The sequence below is a fragment of the Endozoicomonas sp. 2B-B genome (assembly GCF_053470045.1).
The window spans coordinates 1,306,785-1,320,631 of sequence record NZ_JBLZMU010000001.1; the positions used below are offsets into that span (position 1 = coordinate 1,306,785).

General features: G+C 47.8%; 12 protein-coding genes. 6 read left to right on the forward strand and 6 right to left on the reverse strand.

Going from position 1 to position 13,847, the window contains the following annotated elements; genetic code table 11:
* Positions 1-80: 80 nt before the first annotated feature.
* Positions 81-800 (forward strand): ABC transporter ATP-binding protein, encoded by a 720-nt coding sequence (locus tag ACOMHB_RS05570; RefSeq protein WP_448215805.1) that lies wholly within the window; start codon positions 81-83, stop codon positions 798-800.
* A 193-nt stretch (positions 801-993) separates the two neighbouring features.
* Complete coding sequence (locus ACOMHB_RS05575; RefSeq protein ID WP_448215806.1) at positions 994-1,122, forward strand: hypothetical protein; 129 nt, start codon at positions 994-996, stop codon at positions 1,120-1,122.
* Between the two features lie 14 nt (positions 1,123-1,136).
* Here ACOMHB_RS05575 and ACOMHB_RS05580 read toward each other — a convergent pair whose 3' ends face one another.
* Together ACOMHB_RS05580 and ACOMHB_RS05585 are read right to left on the reverse strand one after the other, a co-directional pair.
* Positions 1,137-1,463 carry a hypothetical protein gene (locus ACOMHB_RS05580; RefSeq protein WP_448215807.1) on the reverse strand — a complete coding sequence of 109 codons (327 nt, stop codon included), beginning with the start codon at positions 1,461-1,463 and terminating at the stop codon, positions 1,137-1,139.
* On the reverse strand, positions 1,457-1,753 hold the full coding sequence (locus tag ACOMHB_RS05585; RefSeq protein WP_448215808.1) for a hypothetical protein: 297 nt from the start codon (positions 1,751-1,753) through the stop codon (positions 1,457-1,459). Before ACOMHB_RS05585 ends, ACOMHB_RS05580 begins: the two co-directional genes overlap by 7 nt.
* Positions 1,754-1,895: 142 nt before the next feature.
* Between ACOMHB_RS05585 and ACOMHB_RS05590 the strand changes: the two genes are divergently transcribed.
* From ACOMHB_RS05590 to ACOMHB_RS05605, 4 genes are all read left to right on the forward strand, one after another.
* Positions 1,896-2,303 carry a hypothetical protein gene (locus ACOMHB_RS05590; protein ID WP_448215809.1) on the forward strand — a complete coding sequence of 136 codons (408 nt, stop codon included), beginning with the start codon at positions 1,896-1,898 and terminating at the stop codon, positions 2,301-2,303.
* A 19-nt stretch (positions 2,304-2,322) separates the two neighbouring features.
* The gene (locus tag ACOMHB_RS05595; protein ID WP_448215810.1) at positions 2,323-2,682 is read left to right on the forward strand and encodes a hypothetical protein; all 360 of its coding nucleotides are present in this window, start codon (positions 2,323-2,325) and stop codon (positions 2,680-2,682) included.
* Entirely contained in the window at positions 2,679-4,889 is a 2,211-nt protein-coding gene (locus ACOMHB_RS05600; protein ID WP_448215811.1) for a hypothetical protein, read from the forward strand. The genes ACOMHB_RS05595 and ACOMHB_RS05600 overlap by 4 nt, the downstream gene beginning before the upstream one ends.
* A 224-nt stretch (positions 4,890-5,113) precedes the next feature.
* Complete coding sequence (locus tag ACOMHB_RS05605) at positions 5,114-6,637, forward strand: hypothetical protein (RefSeq protein ID WP_448215812.1); 1,524 nt, start codon at positions 5,114-5,116, stop codon at positions 6,635-6,637.
* Positions 6,638-6,899: 262 nt separating this feature from the next.
* Here the strand turns inward: ACOMHB_RS05605 and ACOMHB_RS05610 are convergent, their stop codons facing one another.
* The 4 genes from ACOMHB_RS05610 to ACOMHB_RS05625 are packed head-to-tail and all read right to left on the reverse strand — an operon-like array spanning position 6,900 to position 13,843.
* Positions 6,900-8,264 carry a two-component system response regulator gene (locus ACOMHB_RS05610; RefSeq protein ID WP_448215813.1) on the reverse strand — a complete coding sequence of 455 codons (1,365 nt, stop codon included), beginning with the start codon at positions 8,262-8,264 and terminating at the stop codon, positions 6,900-6,902.
* A gap of 19 nt (positions 8,265-8,283) precedes the next feature.
* Positions 8,284-8,859, reverse strand: a complete 576-nt coding sequence (locus ACOMHB_RS05615; RefSeq protein WP_448215814.1) for a chemotaxis protein CheB — start codon at positions 8,857-8,859, stop codon at positions 8,284-8,286.
* Positions 8,859-9,689: a CheR family methyltransferase gene (locus ACOMHB_RS05620; RefSeq protein WP_448215815.1), complete on the reverse strand. Its 831-nt coding sequence runs from the start codon at positions 9,687-9,689 to the stop codon at positions 8,859-8,861. Before ACOMHB_RS05620 ends, ACOMHB_RS05615 begins: the two co-directional genes overlap by 1 nt.
* A complete protein-coding gene (locus ACOMHB_RS05625) occupies positions 9,686-13,843 on the reverse strand; it encodes a response regulator (RefSeq protein WP_448215816.1) in 4,158 nt (1,385 codons plus the stop codon). The genes ACOMHB_RS05620 and ACOMHB_RS05625 overlap by 4 nt, the downstream gene beginning before the upstream one ends.
* Positions 13,844-13,847 lie beyond the last annotated feature (4 nt).

The window sequence follows — 13,847 nt, forward strand, 5'->3', positions numbered from 1 at the left end:
ATGTGTTTCTGGTATCTTCGATGACACCTCAAGACAGTCAGAATAAAGAACAATCAGAATAAATAAAGGGCAGTAGCAGTATGTCAGCACCTGAACCACTTCTCAGCATTCGAAATGTGTCTACCTTCTATGGAAAGATCCAGGCTCTGGATGCCGTCAGCGTAGATATCTCGGCAGGTGAGATTGTCACTCTGATAGGTGCCAATGGTGCTGGCAAGTCTTCATTGCTGATGACCATTTGTGGTGAACCCAGGGCCGAATCTGGCTCCATACTCTACAAGGGGAAAGAGTTAGCGGGTCGTCCTACCTCCGAAATCATGCGCTCAGGCATTGCTGTTGTGCCAGAAGGGCGGAGAATTTTTTCCAGACTGACCGTCGAAGAAAATCTGACTATGGGCGGTTTTTTTGTGGATGGCGAGCCTTTCCGAAAAAACTATGAATTTGTACTGGAGCTTTTCCCCCGTCTGAAAGAGAGGCTGTACCAGAGAGGTGGCACCATGTCCGGAGGAGAGCAGCAGATGCTGGCGATCGCCAGGGCCTTGATGAGCAGCCCGGATTTGCTGTTACTGGATGAGCCCAGTCTGGGGCTGGCTCCGATTGTTATCCAGCAAATTTTTGAAATTATTGAACGCCTCCGGGAAGAAGGCGTTACGGTTTTTCTGGTGGAGCAGAATGCTAATCAGGCTCTGAGACTGGCAGACCGGGGTTATGTTCTGGAAAACGGTCGTATCGTGCTGCAGGGTAACAGTGATGAACTGTTGGCGGACGACGCTGTCCAGAAGGCTTATCTGGGAGCCTGACACTTTTCTGGCGAAAAACAGCCAGTCAGTTTGTCTGGACTATCAAAAGACCGTTCATCTATTCCTGCTTATGGAGACTAACAGGATCGAAACAGACTGGACACCTGTTAGCATCAGGCTTCTGAAGTTTTGCTGGCCATTTGGGCGCCGATTCTGATCGCTACACTGAGAAGTGTAATGTTGAATAGCGATTATGAAGTACGAGGTAAGCATTATGGAAGTTTCGAATGATCGGCTGTCCCTTCAGGAAGTTGCTCTGTTAACCTGCTCTTTTTACAGCATGGCCAGCATCATGGTCTGGCTGGTCAAGACAATTTATTGATTGGACAAGAAGCTTCAGGGTGACTTGGGAGGGAAGTCCTGAAGCACACGTTCATCAGTTATTTCGAGATCGTGCCGGGCATCCTGAAGGCTGTAAATGGTACTGTCAGGTTCAAAATCAAAGCCTTGTTGAATGGTTTTTTCTGCTTCAGCTGTTTTGCCCAGAAAAACCTGAATGGCTGCCAGAGTATTAAACAGGTCAGAGGCGATGACACCGTGTCGAGGTGATCGCTTGCTGACTAAATCCTCTCTATGATTTACCTGAATGAGCGGAAAGCCCCGTACTTTTAGAGGATGTCGTAAAAGCCAAAATTCAAATCCAGTAAAGCCTTCCCTTAGCAAAGTATGATGCTTTGCTGGGTTTCTTTCCCGACTGACCCATTTTCCTGTTCATCAAGAAGACTAGCGACAGTGAATGGTGCTTTCTGGTCGGTTAACTCAAGATGCTCTTTTAAGCTTGTATTGCCAAGGGTAATGGAGTTTGCGTCTGGAGCAACAAAACGTCTTGTTTGAGCTTGGTCATCTGAATTGCCAGACTCCTTGAAAGAGCTTTGATCAGAGTTGCGAGCTGCTGTTGAGAAAATATCCAGCTGAGGGTCGTTATTAATCTTAATTTGGCGTCTTGTTGTCATGAGGTAGCTGGTAAAACTGCTTTATCTAAGATTACCGGCTTTTGCGGGGTTTTGCGACACCCTCGATTGGGCGAGGGTTTATGACGATTTTGCTAAATATACACCTCCGGGCACCACTCCTTATTCATGGCTATCTGTAGAAGTGATTAACACTGTTGGCTGGCTTTTAAAAAACTATTGGATCTTCGGTTCACCTCTGTTCAGGCCGTTCGAACAACATGAGGCAGCATCTGTGCTGTCAAAAGGGGATCTTGCAATCATCACTATGATGCTCAACTCTGGAAGTACCCCACAACAACATCAGCCACCAGAATCATCCGGCCAGCAAGACCCACAGGCCATCCTCCAATCCACTGGCTCTTTCAGTAACCCCTTTTATATTGACTCTGGCGGCAGTGACGGTGGCCCTCAGCAACAACTGCATACTTTGGGTTTAAACTGTTTCGTTTATCCCTGTAATGGGATTTGCAGGTTCCGATCATCATTCAACAGCAGCGAGTCCGCTGAATGGCCTCTTAATTCAGCAGACAGGCCGACAACTCCATCATAATGTGCCAACAGCCGAGGATTTGCCAATCAGTGCTGATGATTTGGTTATAGTCAATGCTTTACTCAATCTACGTGGTCTTGGTGTTATCGAAAAAACCGCTATGAACTGTGCACTTGTCACACAAACAACGGGGACTTCAGAAACACAACAAACAACAGGAGGGCCACCCCAATGGGATCAGTACCTGCCTCATCTTTCCCTGGCAGATGCAATACAGACCAAAGACGACAGCGCGAAACCAACCTGTGACTTGACCATGGCCGGGAAGAATGGCCAGCCACAGCCGTGCGGAAGCGGCTGTATCAGTGCCAGAGCCCTGACGGATCACAAAAGGGTACATCGAAAACGCAAGCCTGTTGATGTGGAATCGGGACGATGATTGAATTTGAATGCAAGGGCAGAGTGATTAAACTCTTTATCTTTGCTGTAACGCTGTCGCTACTTCTGTCTTTGTCTTTCATCTGCAAGGCCGAACCGTCGACAAGACGTTTTGTTGTCGAGCTTGATAAGAATACAGGTTCTCCAAAGCAGAGCTTTTCAGTAAAACCTGACCGGCGCACTCTGCCCTGCAACCCATCTGATATGGCCAACACAGAATCCGATTCACTAACTTATGAAAAACCACACAGACTTAGCGGCTTCGCCGTAAGAACACCCCTTATTGGGTCGATTACGTGGCAATGGCTTTATGTTACTAACCTGCTGGTTGGTTATGAACTGATCCTGACCATCAAAGACGCTCCTCTAAGCTCTACCTATTTTTCATGGATACCTGTAGAAGTGGTTAGCGCTGTCGGTTGGCTTTTAAAAAGCTGCTGGACACCTGGTTTAACGCCGTTTAACCCGAATGAAAAGCAAGAGCTGCTTCAGGATCAGTCCTTTACGGCCACCAATATGATGTTTGGCTCTGGACATAACCAACCGGAATGCCAGCCATCAAAATCATCCGGACAGAAATCCCCAAAGACAACTAACCACTTCACAGGCTCTTACACCAGCCCACTGAATACCGACTATGGCAGCGGCAGCAGAAGACCTCAACAACACTTACATACATTGGATTTAAATTGTTTCGTCTATCCCTGTTATGGCGCGTGTAAATTACGACAGTCATCCGACAACAGAGGACCCAAAGAATGTCAATACAATTTCGTAGAAAATTCGACAGTGCACACAGAAGCAAAATTAAAACGAGGCTCGTGCCCCCATTTGACTGATGGATACTGTTTTAGTTGTGTAGACTATTCTGATCCTGTAAACGCTGCAGGTTCCGACCATAATCTGCCTTTCGAAACAGATCCGCCTGACATTCAAGTCCAGTGCCATGCTGGTCCATTACTTGAACGACAAACTGAACATAAAATTGATAGCAACTCAGTCAATATCCGTAATTCTGTTGACGGGGTCGCCTTAGACGGGGTCGCCTTAGACGGGGTCGCCTCAAACTGGATCGCCACAAACCCATTGAATGTAGTAGCCTGTACAACTGGACCTGACGGGCAATTAAGCTGTGTCGAAACCGTGTTCGGGAAAGATGGCCAGCCGAAACCATGCGGGATGGTCTGCAAGAGTGCTCAGGCCTTGTCGAAACACAAAAGAAGCATCCATAGCGGACAAAAAACCTGTGACTTGACAGTGGCTGGCAAGGATGGCCAGTCGCGACCTTGCGGAAAAGTCTGCAAGAACACTCAATCTCTGTCGTCTCATAAAAGCAGAGTCCACAGCGGGCAAAAAACCTGTAACGTAATAATGGTCGGTGAGAATGGCCAACTTCGAGCATGCGAAACAGTCTGCAAGAATGCTCAATCCATATCATCACACAAAATCATATACCACTCCGGGCAGCAAATCTGTGACATAACTGTGGTCGGAGACGGTGGCTGTAAGCGGCCATGCGGCTCGGTCTGGAAAAGTTCTCATGCCCTGAAAGAACACAAAAGAAGAGAACATACCGGGCAAATAATCTGTGAGATGCCCCTGGTCGGGGAGGATGGCCTGCCAAGACCATGCAGGACGATCTGCAACAACCAGAAAGCCCTCACGGATCATAAAAGATGCGCCCACAGCGGACAAAAAATTTGCGACTTCACCATGGTCGAGGATGATGGCCAACCAAGGCCATGTGGAATGGTCTGCAAGAGTGCCAAAGCATTGTCTGATCACAAAAGAAGAAACCACAGCGGGCAACAAATATGTGACGTAACTCTGGTCGGAGAGGATGGCCTGCCGCAGCTATGCGGGAATGTCTGCACGAGCTCCAGAGCTCTGGGAGATCACAAAAGAAGAGAGCACTCAGGGCGACAAATTTGTAACATAATCGCAGTCGGCAAGGATGGCCAAAAGCGACCATGCGGAACGTTTTGCAAGAGTACTCAGCACCTGACTGAGCACAAAAGAAGAGAGCACTCAGGGCAACAAACTTGCAACATATCCGTGACCGGAGAAGATGGCCAGCTGCAACCATGCTGGATGATCTGCAAGAGTGCTGCATCTCTGTCAGATCACAAAAAAACACATCGAAAACGCAAGCCTGTTGATATGAACAAGAACGATAAACTTAGCTCTCAAAAAATGCAAATTGAATAAAAAAACAGGCTTTTTCACTGCCCCTTTTTATTCTGACTCTGGCAAGACCTTGATCGGAGTGGATGGACAGCCACTCCGGCGCACAAAGGTCTCCCCAGTGCGAGCTTTGACTACTAAAGGCTTTTATCAGACAAACACACTTAATTTTTTGATCTATTCTTTCTACCTGAAGACAACAACGCAGGGACAGATTTATTAAATACTCACTCCTTTCAGCAGCTCTGTTGCTGCTACCGTTTTTGTCTTTCATCTGTCAGGCAGAGACATGGACAAATTCTTTTGTTGTCGCGCTTGAGCAGGAAAAAGGTTCTCCAAACCAGAGCTTCTCTATAAAGCATGACCCGAGTGCATTGCCCGGCAATCTGCCAGAGACTGTCGACACAAATGACCATAGAGGGCCATTCCTTCTGACTGGCAATAAACGACATTTATCGCTCAGCTACAGGCTAGCAACGACCCTTGTTGAGTCGATCTCATGGCAGTTGCCTTACGTCACTAACCTGCTGGTTGCTTACGAACTGACCCTGACCACCAAAGTAGCCCCTATAAGCGCTACCTCTCATTCATGGCTTCCTGCAGAAATGGTGGTCGTTGTTGGTTGGCTTTTGAAAAGCTATTGGAACCCTGATTCGCTGCTGTTCAATCCAACTAAACAACAGGAGACGAGTCAGGATGGGCCGTTTTCGAGCATTATTATGATGGTTGTTCCTGTTCCTGAACAAGGCCAACAACAACGCCATTCATCGGGATCATCCGGTCACAGAGCTTCAGGGACAAGCCAATACAATATAGGCTCTTCCCTTGGCCCACCGCCTTCTGGCTCTGGTGATGACGATGGCAACGGAGGTTATCAGCAAAACCAACATACATTGGGATTAAATTGTTTGGTCTGTAACGGCATTTGCCGCTTGCGACCATCATCCGATATCAGGATGCCAGCTGAATGGACAATGGGTTCACCAGAACGATCGACAGGCAACACTGTATTGAGTGACCTGTCTGACGTTCAACTTCAAGATACTTCTGAGCAGCCGTTTCAGGAGCCTTACATTGATTCCCTCTCTTTTGGCGGGGTCGCCTTAGACGGGGTCGCCTCAGACGGGGTCGCCTCAGGCTCAGTGATTGCAGAGGCAGCCTATAACGGGATACCCAATCCTGATGTACCGGCGCCCTGGAATTTGCCTTCCACCGATGATTTTACGGTCTTTGACAGGATAATTGGCCATCAGAATCCTCACGAACAAGATGAGTTTTTCTTAACCCCTGCCCATTCAGAGACACAACAAACAACCACTGAATCACTCCACTCGAATCACAATCAACCCAATGTTACCCGGACAGGCGCAACACAACATATAAGCGTCAAAGGTCTATCAATTTGTAACCTGATAGTGGTCGGGGAGGATCGTCAGACGCGGTCATGCGGTGTGGTCTGTCATAGTGCCAAGGCCCTGTCGCTTCACAAAAACAGATACCACACCGGGGAACAAACCTGTGACGTAAACGTGGTCGAAGAGGGTGGTCGGCCACGGCCATGCGGAAAAGTCTTCAAGAGTGCCGAATCATTGTTGTCTCACAAAAGCAGATCCCACACCGGACATAAAACCTGTAACGTGATCGTGGTTAGTGATGGCCAGTCTCAACCATGCGGGAAGATCTGCAAGAGTGACAAAGCGCTGTTTGATCACCAAAGAGAGCACCGAAAACGCACGCATGACGATGCGGATAATAACAATGACTCTCCCTGAACTGACACCCGTTCTTGATGAGGTTTTGTCCGGTGCAACCTTTGGTTTTAACACTAGAATGCAAGGGTGGAATTATTGAACACTCTCTCTTTGCGATACTGCTGTTGCTGTCAGGCAGCCCGTCAGATATTAGCGATACAGATGACTATAAAGAATCAGCTGTGCCGCTTGATTAAAGACGACACAAGCCTGTTGATTTGGAAAAGGTCGATGACCCCAAGCCTTAGATCTATAGAACCACCCGGGTCTGTTCAGGTGTCGTTTAGTTGCCCTGTTCTGCCTGTTCCCTCTCTTCACTGTCCAGCTCAGACGCCAGCCGATAATCATCCCGCCCGCTTTTCTTGGCCACGTACATGGCCTGATCGGCAGCCTTAAGCAAAGCTTCGGCGTCGGAGCCGGTATCTTCAGACGTTGCAATTCCGATGCTGGTGCCTACGTGTCTGGCTTCGCCATCAAGATCATGGGGCTCCCGGATTGAGGTGAGAATTTTCTCTGCAATCAGTTTGGCATCCGAAGCCTCCGCCACATCATCCAGAATAATGGCAAATTCATCCCCACCTAATCTGGCCACCAGATCACCTTCACGGACGCACTCCTGCAACCTTTGTGAAACACTTTTCAGCAAAAGATCTCCAGCATCGTGTCCGAGGGTATCGTTAATTTCCTTGAAGTGATCCAGATCAAGATACATGACAGCGGTGCTCTTATTGCGCCTCTGACTCCTGGCCAGTGAAGTACCCAAAAATTCTCTGAACAGTGTCCTGTTGGCCAGCCCTGTCAAACTGTCGTATTTCGCCATCAGCAACAACTGATTTTCCAGCTTTTTACGCTCGGTAATGTCCTGAAATAATAGAACGCAACCCTGCACTTTCTGTCTGTCATTAACAATAGCCGCCATATTGTATTCTGCGGCGAAGCTGTTTCCGGAAAGCGTCCAGAGTTGTCTCTCGGATGTTTGAAAGACGCCTCCACCGACCATGGTATTCTCACGTATCTCTGACTCTTGCCACTTTTCCAGAGCCTCTTCTCCTTGAGTGTCGTAGATAAACTGACTGATGTGTTTTCCCAGCAGATTTTCTTCTGTTCCCTCAAGCATGGCGCAGGCGGTTGGATTAATGAAGGAGATCCTGCCGTCGGGATCAAGACCGGCAATTCCTTCACCGGCATTATCCAACAGCAGCTTGTTCTTGCGACTGATCCAGCGAAGTTCCCTGGAGACCTGCTCAAGTTCAATCCGCTGTTCTTCCAATTGCAGAAACACCTTAACCTTGCCCAACAGGATATCCGGATTGATCGGTTTTGGCAGATAATCAACTGCACCGGCCTGATAACCTTTATTGATATAAGCCTGATCCTTGTTAATGGCGGTCACAAAAATGATAGGAATACTGGCTGTTTGCTTATTGCTGTGCAGCAAAGTTGCCGTCTCAAAACCATCCATGCCCGGCATCTGCACATCCAGAAGGATCACCGCAAAATGATGGTGAAGAACTTCTGACAAAGCCGCCTCACCAGAGTCCACTTTATGGATCTCGGCCCCCAGCGGCTTGAGAAGCTTGTTCATGGCCAGCAGATTCTCAGGACGATCATCCACCACCAGAATTTTAACTCTTGGCTTGTCATCCATGACAGCCCTCCTGACTCAGTCAAGTCCCGGGTTTGAAATTCTCGGCTTTTAAACAGATAGCAATATCACTCAAGTCCAGCACATGGTCTACACAACCGGTTGCAATAGCTGAATTGGGCATGACTGGCATATCGGCTGTTTTCGGACTCTGGGCAATGGTTATTCCGCCGACCTGTTTAACTGCCCTGATACCCTCTGCACCATCTCTATTGGCGCCAGTTAATACGACACCCACCACTTGTGTAGCAAAAACATCGGCAGCGGATTGAAAGAGGACATCCACCGATGGTCTGGAATGACAGACGGGTTCATCCATGCTCAAACTCAGGGTTTCCCTGTCCTCAATCTGCAAGTGGTAACCACCGGGAGCCAGATAAACATGATTGTCGGTCATCTTCTGCTTGTCATAAGCAATACTGACCGCCAGTGGTGATGTTTTGTCCAGAACGTTTAATAAACCCTCTTCATCACCTGATGCCAGGTGTTTGGCAATAACAACGGGGCAAGCAAAATGACTTCCCAGCTTCTGGAGCAGGAATTCCAGTGCCGCAAGCCCTCCGGCAGAGACTCCGATCACCACAACCCCGTCGTTCATCAGATACTCTTCCTGTAGATACGCTGGTCCCGGTCCGTTACTTCCAGCTGATTACCGATGGCACTGAAGAGAATATTTTCCCGCTTGCCAACACAGAGCACGCCTCTGGAACAGAGGCTGTCAAACAGCAGTTGCAGTACCCGATCCTGAAGCTCCTGATTGAAATAAATGAGTACATTTCGACAGAGAATCAGGTTCATTTCTCCGAATACACCATCTGTGACCAGATTATGATTAGCAAAGGTAATATGCTCGGTCAGTCGTCCATTGAACTTCACAGAGTCATAACCTCTGTGACAGTAATCTGATAACTCTTTCTTACCTCCTGCTTTTTGGTAGTTCTCTTCGTAGAGGGCCATATCTTTTTCGGGATAGATCCCGGTTTTGGCATGACGCAATGCCTGATCGTTAAAGTCTGTGGCATAGATCTGACTGCGATCCAGCAGACCCTCTTCATCGAGGAGAATAGCCATGGAGTATGCTTCCTGCCCACTGGCACAACCTGCATGCCAGACTTTGATAAACGGGTAGGTTTTCAGAATCGGGACTATGTTTTCCCTCAGAGACTTGAAGAAATCAGGGTTCCGGAACATCTCTGTCACGACCACTGACATACCTTTAACAAAAGCGGCGAAAGCAGATTCATCATGAAGAAACAATGGAATCAAGTCACTGATGTGTTGAACACCCGACATTTCCATGTGCCTTCTGACACGGCGCATTAAGGATGCCCTGGCATAGCTGCCAAACTGATAACCATACTTTTCCTGAACAGCCCTTAGCAGTAGTTTCAGTTCAAAATCCTGATCCGAATCCACGGGTTCTGTCATTTAAATAACCAGACTTTCATCATTTCAGTCAGTTTGTCGATATTCACTGGCTTGGTCATATAATCATTGGCTCCTGCTTCTATGCACTTCGCCTTGTCATCGGACATGGCTTTGGCTGTCAATGCAATGACTGGCATGCTCTTAAACCGTTCAATTTCACGCATTTTGGTCATGGCTTCATAGCCATCCATCACCGGCATCATGATGTCCATCAGCACCAGCTCAATACCGTCTTCTTCATCAAGCTTATCGAGGGCATTTTGTCCATTGTCAGCAATGACCACTTCCAGCCCCTGCCCCTGCAAGCCCTTCGACAATGCAAAGGTATTACGAAGATCATCATCCACCAGCAGGATTTTATGACCTTCCAGCGATTTGTTACTCAGGGGCTCTGCTGCTGGCTTGAATTCAGCGGGAGCCGACTTTTCAACCGAATGGATGAACAGACTGACCTCATCCATCACCCTCTCAGAAGCGTAATCTCCTTTCATAACCAGAGCACGGGTATATTTCTGCAGCTCTTTCTGGTCTTCAGTCGACAACTTCTTATCGGTATGAATGACGATTGATGGCATATTGTCGCCCATCTTTTCCTGCAGTTTCTGTAAAAACTCCAGACCACTGCTATCGGGTAAATCAACATCCATCACCAGACACTGCCACTGATTCTCTGCCATCGACTTTTCGGCTTCTTCAGCGGATGAGACCCCGGCGATGTTCATCCCCTTTTCTGTCAGCATTTTCGCCAGGTGCGATCGACTCTCTGCATCACTGTCCAACAGCAGGGCATGTTGGATATCTTCTGACAGAGCCGTTTCAAGCGTGCTGAAAACCGTTTCCAGATCATCTATAGACACCGGCTTGACGAGGTACCCAACCGCGCCCTGTCGCTCTGACTCATCAGGATCACGACCCGACACGATATGCACCGGTATATTTTTTGTCGCTTCATTCTTCTGCAACTGCCTGAGCACCTCTTCACCATCCATATCTGGCAGGCCCAGATCAAGGATAATAGCCATAGGCTGTTCTTCGATCGCTGTCTGAATCCCTTCTTTACCACTGGCCTCCACCAGACATTGATAACCATGGCTGCCGGAAAGCTGTTTGACGATATCCGAAAAGTGCTGGTCATCTTCAATGATCAAAATATTCTTGCCAGCCTCTGACGTCTTCTTTTTGGTCGCAATTTTTTCAGCTTCAGGAGCGGGTTGAGCTTTGGCTTTTTTTTCAGCAGCAGAGGCTATTTTTTGATAACCGTCACTGGTAGCGGATGAATGACTGTCAGCCATCACTTCTCCGCCATCAAGTGAGCAGACGGCATTATCAGGCAGATACACAGTAAACGTTGTCCCTTCTCCTTCAGCGCTCTCTATGCCGATATAACCACCCAACATAGAAGACAGCTCACGTGAGATAGCCAAGCCCAACCCGGTTCCGCCGTACTTTCTGCTGGTGGAGCCATCCGCTTGCTGGAATGTTTCAAACACGGCGTCCTGCTTTTCTTTCGGGATCCCTATCCCGGTATCCCTGACCGCAAAACCGACATAGGTTTCATTGCCATGGTCTGTCTTGCGGATTGAATTAAAGACCCGAATATAGACACCACCCTGCTCCGTAAACTTGAAGGCATTTGACAGGAAGTTTTTGAGAACCTGCATAACTCTCTGGCTATCGGAGAGAATCACCCTGGTCGTGCCCGGATCAATATCCACAGCAAAATCCAGCCCCTTGTTATCAGCCAGAGGTTTGAACAGAGTCCGCATACTGGAGCACAACTCTTCGATATCCATATCCTCAAGGTTGATACTCATCTTACCGGCTTCAACCTTGGATAAATCGAGAATGTCGTTGATCAGATCCAGAAGTTCCTTACCACCGCTGTAAATCACCTGCGCGGATTCTATCTGGTCTTCATTCAGGTTACCTTCGTCATTATCTGCGAGCATCTGCGCCAGAAGGAGCAGTGAGTTGAGAGGCGTGCGTAATTCATGGGACATATTGGCCAGGAACTCAGACTTGTATTTACTGGCCTGTTCCAGCTCTTTTGCCTTGTCTTCCAGGGTTTTTCTTGAAAGCTCAATATCCAGGTTTTTGCGTTCAATCTCGGCTTTCTGTTGTTGAAGCAGCTCGGTTTTCTCCTCCAGCTCAGCGTTAGACTTCTGCATTTCCTCACTTTGGGCTTTCAGTTCTTCCTGAGATTCTTCCAGCACTCTGGCACGGCTTTCCAGCTCATCATTCACAGAACGCAACTCTTCTTGTTGCTCTTTCATGGCTTCCGATTGCCGTGTGGTCTTTTCGAGCAGCTGATTGACACGAGTTCGATACTGGGCAGAATTGATGCCAATAGCGACACTCTCAAGGGCATCTTCCAGAAAGCCTCTCTGCTCATCCGTCAGCTCCCTTATAAGGGCAAACTCCAGAACACCCTTAACTTCTCCTTCATAGACAAGTGGTACGGTAATAATCACTTTTGGAGATGTACTGCCCAACCCCGATTCAATTTTGATGTAATTTTCGGGAATGCTGGTCAGTTCAATGGCCTGTTTCTCCATAGCTGCCTGACCCACCAGACCTTCCCCAATCTCAAAACTGTTTTTGCTTTGCTGGCGTTTTTTCCAGGCGTAGGATGCCATCAGCTGCAACCGCTTCTCATCATCCATGACATACATGGCACCCGTCTGCATATCAAGATAACGGGCAAGGTAGGAAACGATGTTTTTACAGACCTCTGATAACCCCTGCTCTCCCCTCATACAGTTATTCAAGCCTGCCTGACCTTCCTGTTGCCAGCTCTTGCGATCGTTATCACTGATGACATTCCTCAACTTCTCCGTCATCTCGGAAAAGCTGCGACTCAGGTCACTGATTTCATTGTGACCACTGAGCACAGCACCCTGAGCGTAATCTCCCGACGCAACCCGGTTGACCCAGGCAGTGATGCTTCTGATGGGTCTGACCAACCTTCGGGTAATAACCAGAGCAATCAAAATTACAATCAGGGCTGTAATGGCTGTGATATAGATCAGGCGATTTCTGAACTGAACAACTGAGGCGAAAGCATCCTCCTGGCTCACTTCAGAGATCAGAGCCATAGGTGTGCCAGCTACCTCAATGGCATAAAAGGTACCCAGAACCCTCTCGCCGTAAGCATTGGTGTAACTCTTGATATGAAAATTTTGATCGACCTTATGACTGTCGGAAGCTTCTGAGTAAAGATCAAGCTCTCCGCCAAAAAGTTCATTCAACTCTGCATCGCTATCAAGACCGTGACTTTCATCGTCCCTGTCATGGTCATGGATTTCATGGAATACGCCTTCGGCATCAATATGAGCAACCCAGTCCTGCGTCAGGATATTATCTGCTTTCAAAATCATGGACTGGCTTGAATCCAGATCTGTACCATAGCGAATGTAGCCATCCTCGCCAATGAGATAAGATTTCAGAGCATCACTAAACTGGTTTTCACTCTCAAAAATGTTCTGAACGTTGTGAGCCAGAATCTGAACCGCCAAAAAGCCAATGGCTTTTTCTCTCTCGTCCACCAGCGGCAAAATAAAAAAACTGACTTTCTGGTCTCCAATGGGTGGATACGCAGTCACATCAGCGTACTTAGGTACCAAATCTTCAAGACTCTCGCGTGCAGCTTTTGCAAATGAGGTGTTGGCAAGAGTTCCATTGAAAATGTTCTTGCCCAGATCGTCGTAGGCATTCACGGTGAAGAGAATATTACCTTCCGTATCCCCCAAAATCAGGTCGGAGTAATCGTAGTAACGTAAAAAGTCCACAAACTCACTGAAGTACTGATCCAGAATCTGGTTGTAACCGTCAGAATTAATGAACGTTTCCGTTGATTTCCTGAGATCGCTGTGACTTTTGATCAGGTGCGACAGAAAATCCCGGGCCACCCCGGCCTTGATAAACAGGTTGGTCACTACTGAGTCAAAATAATCATTAATTTGCTGACTCAATAACTGGTTGACGGTACTCAACTGCTCATAACGAGTCTGAACTATTGTTTGCTTACCCTGGCGGTATTCGTTGAAACCAATCACCGTAATAGGTCCCAGCGAGAGAATCATGAACCAGACAAAGAGTGTTACTGATAGACCATGCCTGAATTTTCTTTCAGTTGATTGTTGTGCATCCTGCATTTAT